Annotated in this window: 17 protein-coding genes; 11 read left to right on the top strand and 6 right to left on the bottom strand. The window is 31.4% G+C overall.

The genetic code is table 11. The annotated features are described in order from the left end of the window. Positions 1 to 57 precede the first annotated feature (57 nt). From ACSHW5_RS12740 to ftsZ, 10 genes are all read left to right on the top strand, one after another. Positions 58 to 2019 (top strand): penicillin-binding protein, encoded by a 1962-nt coding sequence (locus tag ACSHW5_RS12740; RefSeq protein WP_435676539.1) that lies wholly within the window; start codon positions 58 to 60, stop codon positions 2017 to 2019. A gap of 1 nt (position 2020) precedes the next feature. Next, the gene (locus ACSHW5_RS12735) at positions 2021 to 3487 is read left to right on the top strand and encodes a UDP-N-acetylmuramoyl-L-alanyl-D-glutamate--2,6-diaminopimelate ligase (RefSeq protein WP_435676538.1); all 1467 of its coding nucleotides are present in this window, start codon (positions 2021 to 2023) and stop codon (positions 3485 to 3487) included. Positions 3488 to 3489: 2 nt separating this feature from the next. Then, the gene (gene mraY / locus ACSHW5_RS12730; protein ID WP_435676520.1) at positions 3490 to 4716 is read left to right on the top strand and encodes a phospho-N-acetylmuramoyl-pentapeptide-transferase; all 1227 of its coding nucleotides are present in this window, start codon (positions 3490 to 3492) and stop codon (positions 4714 to 4716) included. A gap of 73 nt (positions 4717 to 4789) precedes the next feature. Beyond that, the gene (gene murD, locus ACSHW5_RS12725; protein ID WP_435676519.1) at positions 4790 to 6175 is read left to right on the top strand and encodes a UDP-N-acetylmuramoyl-L-alanine--D-glutamate ligase; all 1386 of its coding nucleotides are present in this window, start codon (positions 4790 to 4792) and stop codon (positions 6173 to 6175) included. 70 nt (positions 6176 to 6245) lie between these two features. Beyond that, complete coding sequence (locus tag ACSHW5_RS12720; RefSeq protein ID WP_435676518.1) at positions 6246 to 7436, top strand: FtsW/RodA/SpoVE family cell cycle protein; 1191 nt, start codon at positions 6246 to 6248, stop codon at positions 7434 to 7436. Continuing rightward, positions 7423 to 8514, top strand: coding sequence for an undecaprenyldiphospho-muramoylpentapeptide beta-N-acetylglucosaminyltransferase (gene murG, locus ACSHW5_RS12715; RefSeq protein WP_435676517.1), 1092 nt, complete (start codon positions 7423 to 7425; stop codon positions 8512 to 8514). Before ACSHW5_RS12720 ends, murG begins: the two co-directional genes overlap by 14 nt. Further along, the gene (murC, locus tag ACSHW5_RS12710; RefSeq protein WP_435676516.1) at positions 8511 to 9863 is read left to right on the top strand and encodes a UDP-N-acetylmuramate--L-alanine ligase; all 1353 of its coding nucleotides are present in this window, start codon (positions 8511 to 8513) and stop codon (positions 9861 to 9863) included. Before murG ends, murC begins: the two co-directional genes overlap by 4 nt. Then, on the top strand, positions 9853 to 10578 hold the full coding sequence (locus ACSHW5_RS12705; protein ID WP_435676515.1) for a cell division protein FtsQ/DivIB: 726 nt from the start codon (positions 9853 to 9855) through the stop codon (positions 10576 to 10578). Before murC ends, ACSHW5_RS12705 begins: the two co-directional genes overlap by 11 nt. A 6-nt stretch (positions 10579 to 10584) precedes the next feature. After that, positions 10585 to 11937: a cell division protein FtsA gene (gene ftsA / locus ACSHW5_RS12700; RefSeq protein WP_435676514.1), complete on the top strand. Its 1353-nt coding sequence runs from the start codon at positions 10585 to 10587 to the stop codon at positions 11935 to 11937. Between the two features lie 68 nt (positions 11938 to 12005). Next, on the top strand, positions 12006 to 13910 hold the full coding sequence (ftsZ, locus tag ACSHW5_RS12695) for a cell division protein FtsZ (RefSeq protein WP_435676513.1): 1905 nt from the start codon (positions 12006 to 12008) through the stop codon (positions 13908 to 13910). A gap of 1784 nt (positions 13911 to 15694) precedes the next feature. Here ftsZ and ACSHW5_RS12690 read toward each other — a convergent pair. Next, on the bottom strand, positions 15695 to 16882 hold the full coding sequence (locus tag ACSHW5_RS12690) for a pyridoxal phosphate-dependent aminotransferase (protein WP_435676512.1): 1188 nt from the start codon (positions 16880 to 16882) through the stop codon (positions 15695 to 15697). A 26-nt stretch (positions 16883 to 16908) separates the two neighbouring features. Next, entirely contained in the window at positions 16909 to 18000 is a 1092-nt protein-coding gene (locus ACSHW5_RS12685; protein WP_435676511.1) for a fatty acid desaturase family protein, read from the bottom strand. A 124-nt stretch (positions 18001 to 18124) separates the two neighbouring features. Between ACSHW5_RS12685 and rsmG the strand changes: the two genes are divergently transcribed. Then, positions 18125 to 18754 (top strand): 16S rRNA (guanine(527)-N(7))-methyltransferase RsmG, encoded by a 630-nt coding sequence (gene rsmG, locus ACSHW5_RS12680; protein WP_435676510.1) that lies wholly within the window; start codon positions 18125 to 18127, stop codon positions 18752 to 18754. A gap of 72 nt (positions 18755 to 18826) precedes the next feature. Here the strand turns inward: rsmG and ACSHW5_RS12675 are convergent, their stop codons facing one another. From ACSHW5_RS12675 to ACSHW5_RS12660, 4 genes are all read right to left on the bottom strand, one after another. Beyond that, complete coding sequence (locus ACSHW5_RS12675) at positions 18827 to 19528, bottom strand: hypothetical protein (RefSeq protein ID WP_435676509.1); 702 nt, start codon at positions 19526 to 19528, stop codon at positions 18827 to 18829. A gap of 158 nt (positions 19529 to 19686) precedes the next feature. Further along, entirely contained in the window at positions 19687 to 20286 is a 600-nt protein-coding gene (locus ACSHW5_RS12670; protein ID WP_435676508.1) for a nucleotidyltransferase family protein, read from the bottom strand. Position 20287: 1 nt separating this feature from the next. Then, positions 20288 to 21307: an XdhC family protein gene (locus ACSHW5_RS12665; RefSeq protein WP_435676507.1), complete on the bottom strand. Its 1020-nt coding sequence runs from the start codon at positions 21305 to 21307 to the stop codon at positions 20288 to 20290. 117 nt (positions 21308 to 21424) lie between these two features. Continuing rightward, entirely contained in the window at positions 21425 to 23728 is a 2304-nt protein-coding gene (locus ACSHW5_RS12660; RefSeq protein WP_435676506.1) for a BamA/TamA family outer membrane protein, read from the bottom strand. Positions 23729 to 23733: the final 5 nt, after the last annotated feature.

The following is a 23733-nucleotide window of genomic DNA, read 5'->3' as shown; positions in this document are numbered from 1 at the left end:
AAATTGGCAACTCAGAAAAAAAGCATACTTACAAAATTCTACATGGTAGCTGCTTTTATGACGCTGTTTTTAATAGCGGTAATAGTAAGAGTTGTTCATATTCAGCACGTACAAGGAGATAAGTATAGAAAACTTTCAACAGATTTAACAATCAGGCAAGATACTATTTACGCAAACAAAGGAAATGTGTATGGCGAAGATGGTAATTTGTTAGCAACATCAATGTCTAAATTTACTATTAGAATGGATTTGGTTGCTGTAGAGAATGCTGCTTTTGAAAAAAACATCAGTGGCTTGTGTAAAGAATTGTCTAAAATGTTGGGTAAATCTTCGAGCTATTATCAGAATAAATTACGAACGGCAAAAAAGAGGAAGAAAAGATACTTGTTAATTGCAAGAAACATTGGGTATAATGATTACCTAAAAATGAAAACATTTCCAATTTTTAATTTGGGTGTTTATAAAGGTGGTTTTATAGCAGAGCATAAAACTGTACGTGCGCATCCTATTGGTAAAATTGCAGAACGTACAATTGGTTACGATGATTATAGAGGAGAGGCAGGAATAGAAGGTGCTTTTGCAGATGATTTAGAGGGAGAGAACGGATTGCGATGGAAACAAAAAATTGCTCAGAATCAATGGAAGCCCATTAATGAAGGGAATGAAAAAGAACCTATAGATGGTCATGATATTGTAACAACCATAAATGTGAATATTCAAGATATTACACATCATGCATTGTTAGGTCAGTTAGAAAAATTTGAAGCAGAACATGGTTGTGCGGTGGTTATGGAAACAGCTACAGGAGAGGTAAAAGCAATTGCCAATTTAGGAAGAACTTCTAAAGGAAAATATTACGAGAAAAGAAATTATGCGGTTTGGGAAAGTCATGAGCCAGGCTCTACTTTTAAGTTGGCAAGTTTAATGGCGGCTTTAGATGATAAATTGATAGATACTTCTACCGTTGTTGATACAGAAAAAGGACGTATTTATATTAATAGAAGTAAGGTAGAGGATTCTCATAGAGGTGGTTATGGTAAAATTTCTGCTGCAAGAGTTTTTGAAGTTTCTTCTAACGTAGGAGTGGTTAAAATAATTAAGAAATATTATGATCATCAACCTCAAAAATTTATCGATAAAATAGAGAAATATGGTTTTACAAAACCAATTGGTTTTTCAATTAAAGGTGAAGGAACTCCTTATATACCTATGCCAAAAGACAAAGAATGGAGTAAAATTTCTTTAGAATGGATGTCTTGGGGTTACGGTATTGCTATTACACCAATGCAAACATTAATGTTTTACAATGCGGTTGCAAACAATGGTGTTATGGTAAAACCTAGGTTTGTAAAAGAGGTAAGAAGTCAGAATAAAGTTGAAAAAGTATTTGAAACTGTAGTTGTGAATCCTGCTATAGCATCAGAAGAAACGATAAAGAAGATGAGAAAAGTGATGGAGAACGTAGTTGTAAAAGGAACTGCACGTAATATTTATTCTCCAAATTTTTCTATGGCGGGTAAAACAGGAACTGCCAAAAAGTACATTCCTAGACATGTAAATGAAAAAGGACAAACGATATCTGGACATTATTCTACCAAGCATTATGTAGCTTCATTTGCTGGTTTTTTTCCTGCGGATAATCCAAAATATTCTTGCATTGTGGTTATTCATGATCCTAAGAAAGAAAAAGGATATTATGGTGCTACTGTTGCGGGGCCTGTGTTTAAAGAAATAGCACAAAAGATATATACAACCACGCCAGTAGATAATCAGAATGTAGATGATGAAATAGCGTTTGAATCTTTAGATAATCAATTTTCTAACTATAATAATTTGTTGGCAAAAAGTTATACAGAAGTTCCAAATGTTACAGGAATGTCTGGTATGGATGCTTTGTCTTTGTTAGAAAATATTGGATTAAAAGTAAAAATATATGGGGTTGGTAAAGTAAGAACCCAATCACTAAAAAAAGGACAAAAATTAGTAAAAGGAACAACCATAATTTTAAAACTTTCGTAAACTGAAAAATTTAAAAGACATATTATATCAGGTTTCTATTCTTAATGTATTTGGAGTTACAAATATTGAGGTAAAGAATATTGTTTTTGATTCGCGTAGCGTAAGAAAAGGTGATGTTTTTATTGCTCAAAAAGGAGTGACTGTAGATGGGCATTTGTATATAGATAAAGCCATTGAATTGGGTGCAATTGCAATTATTTGTGAAGATTTTCCTGTTGATAAAAAAATAGGAATTACATACATACAAGTTGCGGATGCAAATGTTGCTTTAGCTGTAATGGCTTCTAATTTTTATGAGAATCCTTCAAGCAAAATACCGCTTATTGGTGTTACAGGAACTAACGGAAAAACAACGGTAGCATCGCTTTTGTATCAGTTATTTAAAAAAGCAGGATATAAAGTAGGATTGTTGTCTACCGTAAAAATTTTGGTTGATGAAACCGTTTATAAAGCTACGCATACAACGCCAGATTCAGTTACCATTAATAATTATTTAGATAAAATGGTAGAAGCAGGTGTCGATTATTGTTTTATGGAAGTTAGTTCTCATGGAATTCATCAAAAAAGAACAGAAGGTTTGGTTTTTGCTGGTGGCATTTTCACCAATTTATCGCATGATCATTTAGATTATCACGCAACGTTTGCAGAATATAGAAATGTCAAAAAAATGTTTTTTGATGGTTTGCCTAAATCTGCTTTTGCACTCACCAATATAGATGATAAAAATGGTGGTTTTATGTTGCAAAACACCAAGGCGAAAAAATATAGCTATGCTTTAAAAACATTGGCAGATTACAAAGTAAAGATTTTGGAAAAGCAGTTTTCTGGAACTTTATTAAAAATTAATGAAACAGAGCTTTGGACCAAATTAATTGGTGAGTTTAATGGATACAATTTATTAGCAATTTATGCTACGGCAGAATTGTTAGGTTTAGAAAAGTTAGAGGTTTTAACAATAATTAGTCAGTTAGAGAGTGTAAGTGGGCGTTTTGAATATTTAGTTTCTGAAGATAATGTAACGGCAATTGTAGATTATGCACATACGCCAGATGCATTAAAAAATGTTTTAGAGACTATTAATGATATCAGAAAAGGGAATGAAAAACTGATTACAGTTGTTGGTTGTGGTGGTGATAGAGATAAGACTAAAAGACCAAAAATGGCACATATTGCGTCTCAATTAAGTACGCAAGCCATATTTACATCAGACAATCCTAGAACAGAAAATGCACAGGCAATTTTAGACGAAATGGAAACTGGTGTTTCTGCAGAAAACTATAAAAAAACATTGTCAATTTTAGATAGAAGACAAGCTATAAAAACGGCATGTAAGTTTTCTGAAAGTGGAGATATAATATTGATTGCAGGAAAAGGACATGAAGATTATCAAGAAATTAAAGGAATTCGAACTCATTTTAATGATTTAGAAGAGGTAACAAGTTGTTTTAATCAATTAAAAAAGAGTTAAAGATGCTGTATTATTTATTTCAATATTTAGATAGTCATTTTAATGTTCCGGGCGCTGGTGTGTTTCAGTTTATCACATTTAGAGCAGCGGCAGCATTTATTTTGTCCTTATTAATTTCTACCATTTATGGTAAGAGAATTATTAACTTTTTGCAGAAACAACAGGTTGGAGAAACTGTAAGAGATTTAGGTTTGGTAGGTCAAGTAGAAAAAAAAGGAACACCCACAATGGGAGGAGTTATCATTATTTTGGCAACATTGATTCCTGTTTTTTTATTAACCAAACTAGATAATATATATGTTATTATTTTAATAATTGCCACCGTATGGATGGGTTTTATTGGCTTTGTAGATGATTATATTAAAGTTTTTAAGAAAGATAAAGACGGCTTAAGTGGAAAGTTTAAAATTTTAGGACAAGTTGGTTTGGGAATTATTGTAGGGTCTATGCTGTACTTTAATGAGAATGTAACTATAAAAGAACAATTGCCAAAAGACCAGCAAGTTGTGCAAGAAAATGGTAGAAAGGTTGTTTTTGGTGAAGCACATAAATCAACAAAAACGACAGTTCCTTTTGTAAAAGATAATGAATTAGATTACTCAAAAGCATTGAGTTTTTTAGGTGAAGGTTACGAAAAATATGGATGGATCGTTTTTATTTTTATTACTGTTTTTATTGTAACAGGAATTTCAAATGGCGCCAATTTAACAGACGGAATAGATGGTTTAGCAGCAGGTTCTTCAGCAATTATGGTGCTTACATTGGCGGTTTTTGCTTGGGTTTCTGGTAACATCATTTTTGCCGATTATTTAGATGTCATGTACATTCCTAATTCTGGTGAGATGACCGTTTTTATAATGGCGTTTGCGGGTGCGTTAATTGGGTTTTTATGGTACAATACGTATCCTGCCCAAGTTTTTATGGGAGATACGGGGAGTTTAACAATTGGCGGAATTATAGCGGTTATTGCCATTGCAATTCGTAAAGAATTATTACTGCCAATTTTAGCAGGAATCTTTGTGGTAGAAAATCTTTCGGTGATTTTACAAGTGTCTTGGTTTAAATATACCAGGAAGAAATTTGGAGAAGGAAGAAGAATTTTTAGAATGTCGCCATTGCATCATCATTATCAAAAATTAAATTATCATGAAAGTAAAATTGTAGTTCGATTTTGGATTGTAGGAATTTTACTGGCAGTGTTTGCAATTGTAACATTGAAATTGAGGTAATAAAAAGCCCATCCTAACCTTCCCAAAGGGAAGAGATTAGCAAGTTTTTGAAAATATATATTTATTAAGAAAAATGAACAACCAAGATAAACATACGAGTGAGAAAAAGTCCTCCTTTGGAGGATTTAGGAGGCTTGTTATTCTTGGCGGAGGTGAAAGTGGTGTAGGTACGGCTCTTTTAGGAAAACAAAAAGGATATGAGGTTTTTGTTTCTGATAAAGGAGAAATATCGAAAAAATACAAAGAAGTTCTTGTACATCATAATATAGATTTCGAGGAAAAAAATCATACAGAAAGTAAAGTTTTACAAGCTGATGTTGTGATGAAGAGTCCGGGTATTCCAGATAAGGTTGCTTTAATTCAGAAGTTAAAAGAAAGCTCAATTCCTGTTATTTCAGAAATAGAGTTTGCGGCACAGTTTACAGAGGCTACAATTATAGGAATTACGGGGTCAAATGGAAAAACCACCACCACAATGTTATTGCATCATATTTTAAAAAATGCTGGTTTAAATGTGGGTGTCGCAGGGAATATAGGAGATAGTTTTGCGCAACAAGTGGCAGAAAATTCTTACGAAAATTATGTATTAGAACTGAGTAGTTTTCAATTAGACGGTATAGAAAAATTTAATAGTCATATTGCCATTTTAACCAATATTACACCAGATCATTTAGATAGATATGAATATGATTTTAATAACTATATAGCATCAAAATTTAGAATTACAAAAAACCAAAAAGCAACCGATTATTTAATTTATGATGCAGATGATTCAGCAATCTGTAATTGGTTAAAAGAGCACACAATCAAAGCAAAATTAGTTCCATTCTCAATTGAAAAAGAATTAGAATATGGAGCATTTTTAAAAGACAATAATATTATTATCAACATAAATAAAGACACATTTATTATGCCATTAACAGCTTTATCAATTAAAGGAAAACACAATACAAAAAATGCAATGGCGGCAACATTGGCTGCGCAATTATTAAATGTTAGAAGGCAAAATATAAAAGAAAGTTTAGAAGATTTTGAAGGGGCAGAACACCGTTTAGAAAATGTGGCAAAAGTTAGGGATGTAGAATATATAAATGATTCTAAAGCAACCAATGTAAATGCAACTTTTTATGCGCTAGAATGTATGGAAAAAACTACAATTTGGATTGTAGGTGGTGTTGATAAAGGCAATGATTATAATGATTTATTACCATTGGTTAGAGAGAAGGTAAAGGCAATTGTTTGTTTAGGGGTTGATAATGAAAAAATTAAAAACGTCTTTGGCAATGTTGTAGATATAATTGTTGAAACTGCAGGAGCAGAAGAAGCGGTAAAAGTTTCGCATAAATTGGCAGAAAGAGGAGAAGTAGTGTTGTTGTCACCGGCTTGTGCAAGTTTCGATTTGTTTGAGAGCTATGAAGACAGAGGTCGTCAATTTAAAAAAGCAGTACGTAGCCTATAAATTGTTTCGTATAAAGCATTTTATTATAGTAAAATTTAAAGTATTTATATAAAAATCTAGAAATTAAAAAATGAAAACCATTTTACAACACATAAAAGGAGATAAAACCATTTGGGCTATTGTAGCGGTCTTGGCGGTGTTTTCGTTTATGCCTGTGTATAGCGCAAGCACAAACTTGGTGTATGTAGTGGGGTCTGGAGGATCTACTTTTGGGTATTTAATGAAGCATGCCTTTTTGTTAATTATGGGCTTTATCATTATTTATGTTGTTCATAAAATACCGTATAGATATTTTTCTGGAGGTGCTGTGATCATGATTCCTATTGTACTTGTTTTGTTAATTTTTACAATGATGCAAGGAACCACCATTGGCGGGGCAAATGCAAGTAGATGGATTCGGATACCGTTTGTTGGTATTGGTTTTCAGACATCAACATTGGCGGGATTGGTTTTAATGGTGTATGTAGCAAGATATTTAGCCAGAAATAAAGAAAAGGAAATAAAATTTAAAGAAAGTTTATGGCAATTATGGTTGCCTGTTGCAGCTATTTTAATATTAATTTTACCAGCAAATTTTTCTACAACGGCAATATTTTTTGTAATGATATTGGTCTTGTCTTTTATTGGTGGTTATCCATTAAAATATATCGGTTTTATTATTGGTGCATCTATTGTAGCGCTTACCCTTTTTATTTTGGCAGCAAAGGCATTCCCGGAAGCCATGCCAAATAGAGTTCAAACATGGCAAAATAGAATAGAGAATTTTTCAGATAAGGGAGGTCAAGAAGCATATCAAGTAGAAAAAGCAAAAATAGCGATTGCTACTGGCGGACCTTTAGGTTTAGGACCAGGAAAAAGTAATCAGAAAAACTTTTTACCACAATCGTCATCAGACTTTATTTTTGCTATAATTATTGAAGAATTTGGTTTGATGGGTGCAGTTGTAATTGTGTTTATTTATTTTTTATTGCTGTTCAGAATATTTGTTGTTGTTAGAAAAACAACTACCATTTTTGGAACATTATTAGTCATTGGGGTTGGATTTCCAATTATTTTTCAAGCGATTATTAACATGGCAGTTGCCACCAATTTATTTCCTGTTACAGGACAAACTTTGCCGTTAATTAGTAGTGGAGGTACATCTGTTTGGATGACTTGTTTTGCCTTGGGAATGATTTTAAGTGTTAGTGCCACCAAAGATATTACAGAAGAAGAAATTTTAGATGATAATCCTTTAGATATTTTACATGAAACCATATAACATACTTATTTCTGGAGGAGGAACTGGCGGACATATTTATCCGGCAATTGCTATTGCAAACGAATTAAAATTGCGTTATCCTGATGCAAAGTTTTTGTTTGTGGGTGCAAAAGATAAAATGGAAATGGAAAAAGTTCCGCAAGCGGGATATGACATAAAAGGATTGTGGATAGCTGGTTTACAAAGAAAACTAACCATAGATAATTTATCATTTCCTTTTAAGTTGATGCATAGTTTGTGGAAAGCAAATTCTATAATTAAAAAATTTAAACCAGATATTGCTATTGGTACCGGTGGGTTTGCTAGTGGGCCAACGTTAATTATGGCAAATAGAAAAGGGATTCCTACCTTGATACAAGAACAGAATTCTTTTCCTGGAATTACAAATAAATTATTAAGTAAGAAAGCACATAAAATTTGTGTTGCCTATGATCATTTAGAACGTTTTTTTCCTATTGATAAAATTGTAAAAACAGGCAATCCTGTACGTCAAGATTTATTGTCTATTCATGGCAAAACAGCAGAAGGAATAGACTTTTTTAAATTGAATGCTAAAAAGAAAACTGTTTTAGTTTTAGGTGGAAGTTTAGGCGCAAGAAAAATAAATGAGTTAATAGAAACAAATTTAGATTTTTTTAAAAAGCAAGAGGTTCAAGTTGTTTGGCAATGTGGAAAGCTATATGTTGATGAATTTAAAAAATACGATGAATTAGAAAATATTCAAGTTCATCAGTTTTTAAATAGAATGGATTTAGCCTATGCAGCTGCAGATTTTATTATCTCAAGAGCGGGAGCTAGTTCTGTTTCTGAATTGTGTATTGTTGGCAAACCCGTAATATTTGTGCCATCACCAAATGTGTCTGAAGATCATCAAACAAAAAATGCAAAATCTATTGCAGACAAACATGGTGCTATTTTATTAAAGGAAAATGATTTAAATACCTTTCCTATTGTTTTTGAAACCCTTTTAAAAGATAAAGGAAAACAAGAACATTTATCAGAAAATATAAAGGAATTAGCGTTGCCAGGAGCAACAACAGATATTGTAAATGAAGTTGAAAAATTATTAAAAAAGTGAATTTGAAATCCATACATAACGTCTATTTTGTCGGAATTGGTGGCATAGGAATGAGCGCAATTGCTCGTTACTTTGTGTCTACTGGTAAAAACGTGGCGGGTTATGATAAAACGCCTTCTCAAGTAACTTCTGATTTAGAAGGGCTTGGTGTTGACGTGCATTTTGAAGACAACGTAAAAAATATCCCAATTTCGTTTTTAGATACAAATAAAACATTGGTGGTGTATACGCCAGCAATTCCTAAGAACCATTTGGAATACAATTATTTTGTAGATTCTAATTTTACCGTGTTAAAAAGATCTGAAATTTTAGGTAAAATTACTGAAAATACGGTTTGTTTGGCGGTTGCTGGTACTCACGGTAAAACTACAACTTCGGCTATTTTAGGTCATATTATGGCAGAGGTTGGTGCTACTTCTTTTTTAGGTGGAATTGCAGAAAATTATAATTCTAACTTAATCTTAGGAGAAGACAAAGTTACTGTTGTAGAAGCCGATGAATTTGATAGATCCTTTCTAAAATTAAGTCCTAATATTGCTTGTGTAACTTCTATGGATGCAGATCATTTAGATATTTACGGCAGTTCAGAAGCATTGCAAGAATCATTCTTAGAGTTTACTCAAAAAGTTTCAGATACGTTAATTGTTGCCAAAGGATTGCCTTTAAAAGGATTAACTTATGCAATTAATGATAGTGCAGATTACAACGCTTTTAATTTAAAAATTAAAAATGGAACGTATGTTTTTGATGTAAAAACACCTACATCAGAAATTAAAAATATAGATTTTCACCTTCCAGGACAACACAACATAATGAATGCTTTAGCGGCATTGGCTATGGCAGATGTTTACGGAGTTTCTTTAGAGCAAATAAAAAATCGTTTGGAAACTTTTAAAGGCGTAAAAAGAAGATTTTCATATAAAATCAAAACCAATGATTTTGTATTGATAGATGATTATGCACATCATCCTACAGAAATAGTTGCGGTAGAAAAAGCGATACGAGAAATGTATCCAAATGAAAAAGTAATGGTTGTTTTTCAACCTCATTTATTTTCTAGAACCAGAGATTTTATCGATGATTTTGCCTTGGCTTTATCAAAATTTGATGAAGTACTGTTGTTGCCAATTTATCCGGCAAGAGAAATGCCTATTACTGGCGTAAATTCTGAATGGCTGTTGGGCAAAATTGATGTTGAACATAAAAAAATAACCGAAACAAATAAAATACTAAAAGATATTAAGAATTCCACATCAAATATTGTGGCATTTCTAGGAGCAGGAGACATTGGAAGGCTTTGTGAAGAGGTTGCGTATCAACTATTAAAAATGGACAAAAATGAAATATAAGAAGTTGATAAAATACCTGTTATTTGTAGCATTAACAATAGGTTTGATGTTTTTGTATAGTTTTACTTCAAAAAGAAATTTACAAAAAAAAGTACATGAAATTCAAGTGGAATTTAGTGATGGAGATAATAATTTTTTAACCCATGCAATGGTTAATAAATTGTTAATACAAAAAAACGATTCTATACAAAACTTACCAAAATCTGTAATAAATTTATACGGTTTAGAGAATAATGTTTTACAGAACCCTTATGTAGAAGAAGCAGCAGTGTTTTTAACCATTGAAGGAACCTTAAAAACAAGCGTTAAACAACGTAGCCCAATTGCTAGAATTGTCAATAAAAATGATTCTTATTATATTGATAAGCAAGGAATTAAAATACCTTTATCAGATAATTATTCTGCAAGAGTTTTGCTGGTTTCAGGAGTGGAAAAAGATAGTGAAATTAAAGAATTAGTGTCTTTGGTTTCCTTAATTTTGAATGATGCTTTTCTAAAAAAAGAGATTGTAGGAATAGAGAAATATGGTCATAATGAGTATCAATTTTCTACTAGAAGTGGAAATCATAAAATAGATTTTGGAGAATTTATGAATGTAGCTATCAAAATTAATAAATTAAAAGCGTTTTATAACATAGCATTTGAAGATAAAACAATAGAAAATTATAAAAAGATTACTGTAAAATATCACAACCAAGTGGTGTGCACAAAATAAATTATTATGGAAAACAATAAAATTGCAGTTGGCTTAGATATTGGTACTACTAAAATTGTTGCCATGATAGGCCGTAAAAACGAATACGATAAAATAGAAATTATTGGTATTGGTAAGGCAAAAAGCTTGGGCGTAAAACGTGGTGTGGTAAGTAATATTACTCAAACAATACAATCTATACAGCAAGCTGTAGATGAAGCAGAAAGTGTTTCTGGTGTTAAAATTTTAAATGTTGTTGTTGGTATTGCCGGCCAGCATATTAGAAGTTTACATCATAGCGATTATATTACAAGAAATAATGCAGAAGAGGTCATAAATGATATAGATATAGACAACCTAGTCAATCAAGTACATAAATTGGTAATGCTTCCTGGAGAGGAGATTATTCATGTTTTACCGCAAGAATTTAAGGTAGATTCTCAGTCAGATATTAAAGAACCAATTGGTATGTATGGCGGGCGTTTAGAAGCAAATTTTCACGTAGTTGTTGGGCAAGTTTCCTCTATCAGAAATATTGGTCGTTGTGTAAAAAGTGCTGGTTTAGATTTATCAGAAATAACATTAGAGCCGTTGGCTTCAGCAGCCGCAGTTTTAAGTCAAGAAGAAAAAGAAGCAGGTGTTGCTTTGATTGATATTGGAGGAGGAACTACAGATTTGGCCATTTTTAAAGACGGAATTATTAGACATACTGCTGTAATTCCTTTTGGTGGAAATGTAATTACTGATGATATAAAAGAAGGCTGTTCAATTATAGAAAAACAAGCAGAATTACTGAAAATTAAATTTGGTTCTGCATGGCCTGGTGAAAATAAAGAATCAGAAATTGTTTCTATTCCTGGGTTAAGAGGTAGAGAGCCAAAAGAGATTACGCTTAAAAATTTATCCAAAATTATTCATGCTAGAGTACAAGAAATAATTGAGCATGTATATTTAGAGATTAAAAATTACGGTCATGAAACGGCCAAAGGAAAATTAATTGCAGGTATTGTTTTAACCGGTGGTGGGGCTCAGCTGAATCACTTACGTCAATTGGTAGAATATATCACAGGTATGGATGCAAGAATAGGATATCCTAATGAGCATTTGGCAGGAGAATCAGATGAAAGCTTGTCTAGCCCAGCATACGCAACCGCAGTTGGTTTGTTAATGGAAGGTTTAAATAGAGGTTCAAAAGAAGAAGAAGAGGAAGAAATAATTGAAGAAATAGTAGATGAGGTATTAAAACCAAAAGAAGAAATAGAAGAAATAGAAGAGGTGGTACCGGAAGTTAAAAAAAAACAGAAACCGAAACCAAAGCGGAAATCGTTTTTCGAAAAATTTACAGAAGGTTTAAAAGATTTTTTAGATAATGCTGAATAAAGCTGAAGCTAAAAATTGCAGAAAATAGAAAAATAAAAAAAATAAAAAGAATTAAAAAATAGGTTATTATGAGCGCAGAATTTGATAACATTTCGTTTGACATGCCCAAAACACAATCTAATACTATTAAGGTAATAGGTGTTGGTGGCGGAGGAAGCAACGCAGTAAACCACATGTTTACACAAAACATTAAAGGAGTAGATTTTGTAATCTGTAATACAGATGCACAAGCTTTAGAAAACAGTGCTGTTCCTAATAAAATTCAATTAGGAGCAAACTTAACATCTGGTTTAGGTGCAGGTGCAAATCCAGAGGTTGGTGCACAAGCAGCTAAAGAAAGCATGCAAGAGATACAGCAAATGTTAAATACCCAAACAAAAATGGTATTTATAACTGCTGGTATGGGTGGTGGAACTGGTACAGGAGCAGCACCAATAATTGCAAAGATTGCAAAAGATATGGATATTTTAACTGTTGGTATTGTAACCATGCCTTTTCAGTTTGAAGGTAGAATGCGTTCTAAACAAGCACAAATAGGAATTGATCAGCTGCGCAAAAATGTTGATTCTTTAATTGTGATTAATAATAATAAACTTAGAGAAGTTTATGGAAACCTTGGTTTTAAAGCAGGTTTTTCTAAAGCTGATGAAGTTTTATCTACCGCTTCTAAAGGAATTGCCGAAGTAATAACGCATCACTACAAACAAAATATTGACTTGCATGATGCAAAAACTGTACTTTCTAATAGTGGTACAGCCATTATGGGATCTGCAAAAGAAGAAGGTACAAATAGAGCTAAAAATGCTATTGTAAAGGCGTTAGATTCGCCGTTGTTAAACGATAACAAAATTACAGGTGCAAAAAACGTTTTGTTGTTAATTGTTTCAGGGAAAAACGAAGTTACTTTAGATGAAATTGGTGAAATTAATGACCATATTCAAGATGAAGCAGGTTACGAAGCTAATATTATTATGGGTGTTGGTGAAGATGAAAACTTAGGAGACGCAATTGCTGTAACTATTGTAGCTACAGGTTTTGCAGCAGATCAACAAAGTACAATTACCAATACAGAAGTTAAAAAAATTGTTCACACTTTAGAAGATGATCAAAAAGCTACGTATAATTTTTCTGATAAAACAATTATCAGATCAACAAATATAAACGAGCCAATTTCTCCTGAGGTTAAGGAAAATATTGTACATGTTTTAGAAGATGATGTAGAAGATATAAAGCCTAAAATGAGTTTAATTTCTACATCTAAGGTGATTGCCAACATGCCTGTAATTTATGATGAAATTCATAAAGAAAATATCTCTGAAACAGATTTTATTATAACCAATGTTACTAAAAAGGAAGTTGATACTAGAGTTATAGAAGAGCAAGAAACTCAATTGCAAGGAGACTTGTTGTTTGAATTTCCTTTAAAAGCAACTGCAGAAAAGGAGGCTGAAGAAAGAGCGGCTTTATTACGCAAAGAAGAGGAAGCAGCAGCTTTACATGAGATTGAAGTTTTTAACGCTCAGAAAGTAACGGCTAAACCTCAAGAAAAAGAGACTAGATACGTCTTAGAAGATTTTGATGCAAAACCAACAATTGGTAAAAGTTCTCATATTAAAGAGAAAAAAAATGAAGAAGAAGATTTTGGCTTTGAGCTAAAAACAACAAAAACTACTTCGCAAATAAATAATATTGTAGCAGATAGTGAAGAGGTTTCTCCTTTGAGTTTAACAATTTCTGAATTGCAAATAAGAGCAGCAGAAAGACGTAAAACAATGAAAGGTTTTAACTATAAATTTAACGACCAGTTAAATAAGAATATTGATGAAATTGAGCGTCAGCCTGCGTATAAAAGACTTGGTGTAAACTTAGACCAAAAAGCATCTATTAGTAAGACTCAAACGTCTCTTAAAAAGGATGATGATGATATTGATTTTAGATCTAATAATACTTTTTTACATGATAATGTAGATTAGAGATTAAAATCTTAATTTCTTAGAATAAAAAGCCATATCTGTTTATAGATATGGCTTTTTACTTATAACACTTTATGTGATAGTGCTAAAATTTTTAATTATGAGGTTTTTTATTTTTATTCATATATGTGGTGCTTTATCGTTTAAATAATTCTGTACGTTAATGATTTTTAATAGATAGAAAAGTTGTTATCTATCTGTAAATAAGTGTGTTGTTCTATTTTTTAAGAATTGTTTAATGAACAGCTTAAAGTTGCTGTTTGTCTTTAGATAATGGTTAATGGTCTGAAAGTGTAAGTATTAGGTTTTAATTGATTGTATATTTGTAGTAACAAAAGAGAAAAGTATACTACTTAAAATTCATATTGCCCCTAATTTAATCCCTACAATTATCTTAAAACCATATTTATTTATAGATATGGTTTTTTTGCTTTTAGAGAATTTACAACGCTTACTAACATGAGTTCAATTTAATAAAATTGAATTAAAGCTATGAATAAAGCAAAAAATTTAGAAATAACAATTGTAAAAGAAGGTGTTTTATAACCTAAAACTCATTTAGGTTTTTATGTGGAAACAAATTCTTATTCAAGAATTAAAGTTTATACTATTACAGGTGTTTTGATTGGTAAAATAAAAGAAAAATACCACCAATGTAAACAATAAAGATTTTCCATTTGTACAGTTGAAAAGGGGTTGTTTATATGGTAAAAATTAGTAATGATTTTTAAAAGATAGAAAAGTTGTTGTCTGTTTGTAAGTATGTGTGTTGTTCTATTTTTTAAGAATTGTTTAATGAACAGTTTAAAGTTGCTGTTTATCCTTAGATAATGGTTAGTGGTCTGAAAGTATAAGTATTAGGTTTTAATTGATTGTATATTTGTAGTAACAAAAGAGAAAAGTATACTAATTAAAATTCATGTTTCCCTTAATTTAATCCCCCAATTATCTTAAAACCATATTTATTTATAGATATGGTTTTTTTGCTTTTAGAGAATTTACAACGCTTACTAACATGAGTTCAATTTAAGAAAATTGAATTAAAGCTATAAATAAAGCAAAAAATTTAGAAATAACAATTTTAAAAGAAGGTGTTTTATAACCTAAAACTCATTTAGGTTTTTATGTGGATACAAATTCTTATTCAAGAATTAAAGTTTATACTATTACAGGTGCTTTGATTGGCAAAATAGAAGAAAAATACCACCATTGTAAACAATAAAGATTTTCCATTTATACAGTTGAAAAGCGGTTGTTTATATGGTGAAAATTAGTAATGATTTTTAAAAGATAGAAAAGTTGTTGTCTGTTTGTAAGTATGTGTGCTGTTCTATTTTTTAAGAATTGTTTAATGAACAGTTTAAAGTTGCTGTTTATCCTTGGATAATGGTTAGTGGTCTGAAAGTATAAGTATTAGGTTTTAATTGATTGTATATTTGTAGTAACAAAAGAGAAAAGTTTATTACTTATAATTCATATTTCCCCTAATTTAGTCCCCCAATTTTATTTAAACCATATTTATTTATAGATATGGTTTTTTTGCTTTTAGAGAATTTACACTGCTTAACGCAATAAAAATAAGCCTTGTTTAATTTTTAGAGACTCTTTTTATATAAGAAATTAATTGGTAAATACGTACGCGTGAAGGATTGAAGCAATTGTTTGAGCTCTTTTTGTTTTTACAAAAAAGCGAGTGCGGAAAGCCTGACCTGCAAGGGCACGCCCAAAACAAAAAAAAATCCATCTAAAAAAGATGGATTTTAATATGTAAAATGTTTTAAAGTTTAGCTTAAAGCTTCTTTAATTCTTTTGATTGCTTCTCTTATTTGTAACTCAGAAGCTGCATACGATAAACGGATACAGTTTGGCGTACCAAAAGCATCACCAGTTACCGTGGCAACATTTGCTCTTTCTAAAATGAATAAAGAAAAATCACTTGCAGTTTCAATTTTATATCCGTTGATCGTTTTTCCGAAGAAAGCAGAAACATCAGGAAAAACGTAAAAAGCGCCTTCAGGAACATTTACTTTAAAGCCATCAATTTCTCTTAACAAATCAATTATGATATCTCTACGAGTTTTAAACTCATCTACCATGTATTGAATTTTAGAAATAGGTGCTAAAACTGCAGTAATTGCTGCTCTTTGAGCAATACAATTTGTACCAGAAGTAATCTGACCTTGCATTTTTGTACATGCTTTTGCAATCCATTCTGGAGCGCCAATATAACCAATTCTCCAACCTGTCATAGCAAATGCTTTTGCCAAACCGTTAACGGTAATGGTTCTGTCGTACATGCTTTCTATGGCCGCAAAACTAAATGGTTTTGTGTCGTAATTAATGTGTTCATAGATTTCATCTGATAAGATAAAGATCTGTGGATGTTTTTCTAAAACTGCTGCCAAGGCTCTGTATTCTGCTTCGCTATAAATAGTACCGCTTGGGTTGTTTGGCGAGTTAAAGAAAATCATTTTTGTTTTAGGCGTAATAGAAGCCTCTAATTGTTCTGGAGTGATTTTAAAATCAGTCTCTATAGAAGAAGGAATTTCTACATAGGTTGCTTCGCATAAAATTGCAATTGCAGAGTAACTTACCCAATAAGGTGCTGGTAATAAAACTTCGTCACCTGGGTTTAATAATACTTGTGCAATGTTTGCAATAGATTGTTTTGCCCCTGTAGAAACTACTACTTGACTAGGTTTGTAAACTAAATCGTTATCACGTTTAAACTTTGTGCAAATAGCTTCTTTTAAATCTGCATATCCATCTACTGGAGAATACGAATTGTAATTTTGATTGATAGCTTCAATGGCAGCGTCTTTGATAAAATCTGGTGTATTAAAGTCTGGTTCTCCTAAACTTAAACCAATAATATCTTTTCCTTCTGCTCTTAATTCTCTTGCTTTAGCAGCCATTGCTAAAGTTTGAGACACAGGTAAACTGTTAATTCTGTCCGATAATGGATGTGTCATTTCTACTGTTAGTTGTTGATGTTTATTTATGCTATTTCAGGTTTTTGCCCTAAAACACCTAAGTGTCTAAAGTGCTCTATAATTGCTTTACGTGTTGTTTTGTACTCATTATAAGGCAAGTTAAATTCCTTGGCGGTTTCTTTTACAATTTTAGCCAATTTTCCATAATGTACATGAGAAATATGTGGAAAAATATGATGTTCAACTTGATGATTTAAGCCACCTGTATAAAAGTTTACCAACCAATTGCTAGGCGCAAAGTTAGATGTTGTGTATAATTGATGGACTGCCCAAGTGTGTTCTAAATTTCCATTTTTATCTGGTATTGGCATCACTGTATTTGGTACAATGTGCGCTAATTGAAAAACCAAACTTAAAATCATACCGGCAGTATAATGCATTACAAAAAAACCGATTAAAATTTTCCACCAGGCTACGTCTAAAACCAATAAAGGTAAAAGAATCCAAAGTGCGTAATAGGCTATTTTAGAAATGACTAATTTAGTCCATTCTGTTGCCGGATTTGGAAATTTACCATAAGATAGTTTGCGTTTTAAATAACGGTGCATTTGTTTAATATCTGTAGTAATTGCCCAGTTAATGGTTAATAATCCGTATAAAAATATAGAATAAAATTTCTGTATTTTATGAATTGGCAACCATTTAGAATGTTGAGAAAAACGAATAATTCTACCAGCATCTATATCTTCATCATGGTCTTTTACATTGGTAAATGTATGGTGTAAAACGTTGTGTTGTACTTTCCAGTTATACACATTACCTGCAAGAATATAAATACTGCTACCCATTAATTTGTTAACCCATTTTCTTTTAGAAAAAGATTCATGATTTGCATCGTGCATTACATTCATACCAACACCAGCCATACCTACACCCGTAACTACCATTAAAAGTGCCATTAACCATTGTGGCATTGTTACCGTTAAAATTAATATGAAAGGTACTAAGAATAAAGAAAACATGATAATTGCTTTTGTATACAATTTCCAGTTTCCTGTTCTTTTTATGTTGTTTTCTTTAAAATAATTATTTACTCTTTTGTTTAGAGTTCTAAAGAATTTAGCTTTATCTACCCTAGAAAAGTTTATTGTTTTCATTTAATGTTTTAAAAATAAGTTACAAAAATACGCATTTGAACATAGTCTTTTATGATAAACGTCATATTTTGTTGCATATTGTTTGTCAACAAACACTATTTTTGTCGCTCAAAAATGAATATTGATGGAAATAATACACAAATATTTTAAAAATTTATCAGAAAAACAAATTGCACAATTTGCAAAATTACAAGATTTATATGAAGATTGGAATTTGAAAATAAATGTTGTTTCTAGAAAAGATATTGATGAGTTGTATCTCCGTCATGTTTTGCATTCTTTAGCAATAGCAAAGGTAGTACAATTTAAACCGGGTTCTAAAGTGTTAGATGTTGGTACTGGTGGTGGTTTTCCTGGAATTCCGTTAGCCATTTTATTTCCAGAAACACAGTTTCATTTGGTAGATTCTATTGGTAAAAAAATAAAAGTAGTAAATGAAGTTGTTGAAGGTTTGGGTTTAGAAAACGTAAAGACAACAAACGGTAGAGTAGAAGAAGTAAAAGATACGTATGATTTTATAGTGAGTAGAGCTGTAGCACAAATGGAAACTTTTGTGGGATGGACGAAAGGTAGAATTGCCAAAAAACAAAATCACGACTTAAAAAATGGAATTTTATATTTAAAAGGAGGCGATTTGTCTGAAGAATTAAAATTGTATACTTCTGCAACTATTTATAATATACCAGATTATTTTGACGAAGATTTCTACGAAACTAAAAAAGTAGTACATTTAGGAATGAAGTTTAAAGGGTAAGTTTTACCGTATTTTATAAAAATAAGAACATTATAACCACAAAAGACGTACTACACAGTGCGTCTTTTGTATTTAACAAATGATCATCAATCTAGTTTCTCCTTTTTTTTCTTTTGGCGCTCTGTGAAGGCAAGGAAGTACGTTACTTTCTGGATGATCGATGGCTAATTTCCATAATTGACCAATACCTAAGTTGATAATTTGTGCTTCTGGATTTTCTTGATAGTGCAAATCAAAGAAAAATTCACTTAAAAAAGATTCAAAACCTTCTTCACATTCCTCGGCATATAGTTTTTTGAGTTCTGCTCGTATTTCGGGAATAAGGATTTTTTGCGTGGCTTGTGCGTTTGGTAAAATGTCACTAGTTGCTCCGTAATACGTGCATAAAAAAGTATCGGTTGCTATAGGAGAACGGTCTACATGAAAAGAATACACATCGGTTGGAAAAAACGGAAAGGCATCATCTCTTTCATAATGCTTAATGATGTTTATTGTTGGAGATTTTCCGTTATTTTTTAATAGCTTAAAGTCGTTTAAAAGAATATTGCGTGCAACTTGTCCTTGTTCACTTAATTGAAGAGCTAGAAGCTCTTTTGGATGAATCTCAACCATATTCTCAGTCAGCGTTATTTTATGAACAATCTCAGAAAAATCACCTTTTAATTTACGGTTCCAACAAAGGGCATTCACATTTCCGTGAAAAGAAGTTGCAATCAATTGGTCAAAACTTGATACTTGTTTAATTTGATGCTCGGAAGGAGATAATTTGCTCATAAAAGTGTACCTCTTTATACTGATATGTAATTAGTTTTTAATTTAAATCAGCAAGTAGCGAAGTTCGTTTTTTTCTTTTAAATTCTGGCTAAAAAATATAAGTGATTCAATTATTTTTTGGTCTACTGAAATAAATGGAGGTTTAAATAAGGTAAGCGCTACTTTTTAATGGAAGTAATATATTTTTGATAGTCTTCAGGAGAATCTAAATCAATAGGCCCCTTTTTACTTGTAATTAAAAGTGTGGTTTCTCTATTTTTCTGCAAAAATTCTTTGGCGCCTTTATCTCCTTTTAATAATTTTAATTCTGAAAAATATTTCTTTGGAAAAACGGCCGGAACTCCAGGTTTTGTGTCGTAATTAGAAGCAATAATTTTAGAAGTGTTTTCTTGATACACATCAATTAACATGTTTAAATAAGTGGTATTTACTTCTGGTTGATCTGCCAACATAATTAAAACGGCATCAAATCTCTGTTTCTCTTTTTCTATAAATTTTATTCCGGCAACAATGCTAGAACTTAAACCAGATGCATGGTTTTTATTGAAAATAAACGGAATGCTTTTGGTTGAAATTTCGTTTTTAATTTTTTCTGCATTTGCTCCTAAAACACAAAATGTAATTATAGCTTTAGATTTTTTTGCGTTTTCTAAAGTGTTGTCTAGTAGTGTTTTATTGTTTGTTTTTAAAAGTTGCTTTATGGTTTTCATTCTAGATGATTTTCCTGCAGCTAACACTAATATAGCAATTGAAGTCATGCTAGTAATGAATTTTACCGTTAATTTCTCGTAAGGAAAATGGCTTTTTTTCTCTGATTACAGATAAAATTTCAGCAACAATAGAAAGCGCAATCTCTTCTGGGGTTTGAGCGCCAATATGCAAACCTGCCGGTGTATAAATATTGTCTAGAAATTCATCAGAAATTTCTGGAACAAGTTCAAAAAGTTCGTTAAACAATCGTTCTCTTCTGTTCGGAGCACCTAAAATTCCGATATATTTAGGAGTGTATTCAGTTAGTTTTACAACATACTTAAGATCTTGAACATAACTATGATTCATAATTACAATGGCAGTATTTTCTGTAATATTTGTAAATTGAATGGTTTCTGGAGCATTGCCAATTACAGTATTTGCTCCAGGAAAATCTGTAAGCTGTTTGCTGTCTTTTACGGAGGTTATCACATCAACTTCCCATCCCAAAGTAGCTGCAATTTTACATAATTTTACAGCATCGTGTTCACCACCAATAATTATCAATTTAAAACTTGGTTGTAAGATTTGAGAAAAAAGACCCACATTAGCTTTTTGTTGCTGCTTAAAGAATTTAGAAAATTGAAATGATTTGTTGTTTTCAAAAGTAATTACAGTACCAAAATTGCCATAGCTTTCATCTTCTTTTATAAAATAACTTTCTAGTTTTACGGTTTCTCTTTTACTATTGGCTTTTGAAAAAGTTTTTATAAAATCATTGGTAAGAAAGAAAGGCTCTATTAAGATGTATAAAATACCTTCGCAGCCCAACTTGTATCGTCCGTCGTAGGTAATTATTTTGGGGGTGTTATCAGCAAAAATACTTTTTGCTCTGTGTATAATTTCCTTTTCTACACAACCACCACTTACGGCTCCCACAGAGTTAAAATCTTCAGAAATTAACATTCTAACACCTGGTTTTCTGTAAGAAGAACCTTCTAAATGTACCACAGTTGCCAGTACGTTTTTCAATCCTTTTTGTTGATTGATTACAGCTTGGCTTATAATTTCTTTCAGTTCGTGAATCATTTATATAATTACAATTAAGGCTTAAATATAAAACTTTTAAAGTTATTATTTTTGATGATTTTATAAAGTGTTCTAAAAATTTAGATCACTTTTAGAGGTGTAAAAATCTGAATTAACTTAAAAAGAATATCCAATAGCGAAGTTAAAAACAGGTTCATCTGCTCTAAAATCCCAACGTTTTTCTTCTTCTAAAGAAGGGTCGTGAAAAGGTGCAGCAAAATCAAAACGAATTACAAAACCTTGTACATCTACACGCAAACCAACACCTGCTCCCATACCCAATTCATTTATAAAGTTTGATGTAAATTTATCTGTAACATTACCATTATCATCATTAAAATCTGAATTAGAAACGGTATTCCAAACATTTCCTGCATCTGCAAAAACAGCTCCTTTAAAGAACGAATAAATTGGAAAACGATATTCTATATTTGCTTCTATTCTAACATTACCTGTTTTATCAAAATAAGAACTATTATCATCTGTATTATTACCGTCATAAGTTCCCGGTCCTAAAGACCGAATATTAAATGCTCTTACACTGTAAGGCCCGCCGGAATAGTATTGTTTTACAAAAGGAATTACATCAGAATTGCCATAAGCATACCCATAACCCGCAAAGATTCTAGCAGCAATTGTTTGTTCCTTTTTAGCTCCAAAATTATAATGATATCTAGCATCAACATCTGCTTTTGCATATTGTGCGTATTCCAATCCTAAAAATTGTTTGGGTTCACCTGCTGTTTTTTCTTTGCCTAGTAAACTAATAGAATTACCAGCAACATCTAAGGTAGATTGTAAATAAAATTGTTGTGTTTTGCTAGCATTCATCATTTCATTATAGGTAAAAGAAAAGGTAAGTCCGCTTATAAATTGTTGATCAAAACTACTCTGTAAAAACGAGTTATTATCTAAAATTTCTTGAAATGCCGCGGTAGTATTAGATAGATTGGTATAATTTACAGAAATAGGATTAAATTCATAGGTTATATATTTATTTGCATTCCAAGTATAGCCAAAAAGAGCACTGCTAGATAATAGTGTATAAAGCTGACTTCTATTTAAATAGGTTGCACTTAAACTAACCTTTGTTTTTGGAATAGAGTAATCAAAAAGATCTTTATTTAGGGGAAAAGGAAAAATTACTCTTGGAAAAACGAGTTCGCCTTTTAGTCCCAATTCTAAACTACTTAAACCAGAAGTACTGCCACTAGAAATTTGTGTTTCATAACCAATATTTGTACTGATGTTTAAAGTTTCTCCTCCGTTAAATACATTTCTATTACTGTAGGTTAGTGCTAATTTTGGTCCGGCAAAATTGTTTGACTTTGTTACTGCTTGCAATTCTGCTCGTACGGCCCGTTTTGTTAATGGCGATAAAAAAATATTGGCTTCTAAATGACCTAAGTTTTCTGTAAGCGAGTCTTTTATTTCTTTGTATTGAATGTTTACAAACTTATAAATACCAATGGTAGATAATCTTCTTGCAGTATTTTTAGAAGTTATTGGATTGTAAAAATCATTTTCTTTAAGCGTGATAAATTCATCTAAATATTTTGGTTCAAAAAAGAGCGTATCTTGATGATAGGTTTTGTTATGAAAACGAATGGTTTTTACTTCTGTAGAATCATTTAAATTATAATTTGGAAAGACATTTATTTGTTTAATTTTATATGGAACCGTAGCTTTTTTTGGAACTTGGGCTTTCAGTTTTAAAAATAAATCGAATTTTTTACTGTTATTTTTGTATTGATTTGTGTCTGCTTCAAAAAGTAAAAACCCTGGATTGAAATTATAATATCCTTTGTTTTTTAAGGCAGTATCTAGTCGTTCTCTTTCTAACTTTAAACTCTCTAGATCAAAACGCATATTTTTTTGAAATGGATGTTTTTTAGTCAGCCCTTTTACCTCTTCATACAACGGGGCAACTATACTATCTATTTGATAGGTTTCCATTTTATAAGGCGTAGGAATTTTTAAGCGATATTCAATAGACGCTTCTTTTTTCTTTTCTTTAAAACTAGAAGCAATAGTGCTATAGAAAAAGCCATTGTTTTCTAATTTATTTTTTAATACTCTTTCGTTTTCTAGTTTGTTTACATCTGATTGATACATAGGTTTTTGACCTATTTTTTTGTACAGCCATTTACTTAAGAGACTTGGGCTTTCTTTTTGGTTTTTATAGTAATAATACAATCCAAGATGCATGCCCAGAAACTTGGTGTTTGGTTGTGGTCTTAAAACCGTAGTTAAACCTTGTTTTAAATCTTGTAAATTTTCTACAGTATCGTTTGCTATAATTTCTATGGATGCACCTGTGTACAAACGTTGGTTTTCTGGAATGTGTTTTTTTATTCCGCAATTGTAAAAAAGTAGGAATACAAAGATTAAAATGAGATGCTTTTTATAGAATGTTTTCAAAATTT

The sequence above is a fragment of the Polaribacter sp. genome (assembly GCF_051251875.1).
GTDB lineage: Bacteria > Bacteroidota > Bacteroidia > Flavobacteriales > Flavobacteriaceae > Polaribacter.
Note: the sequence above shows the minus strand (reverse complement) of the source record. Positions and strands in the feature narration are given on the sequence as shown.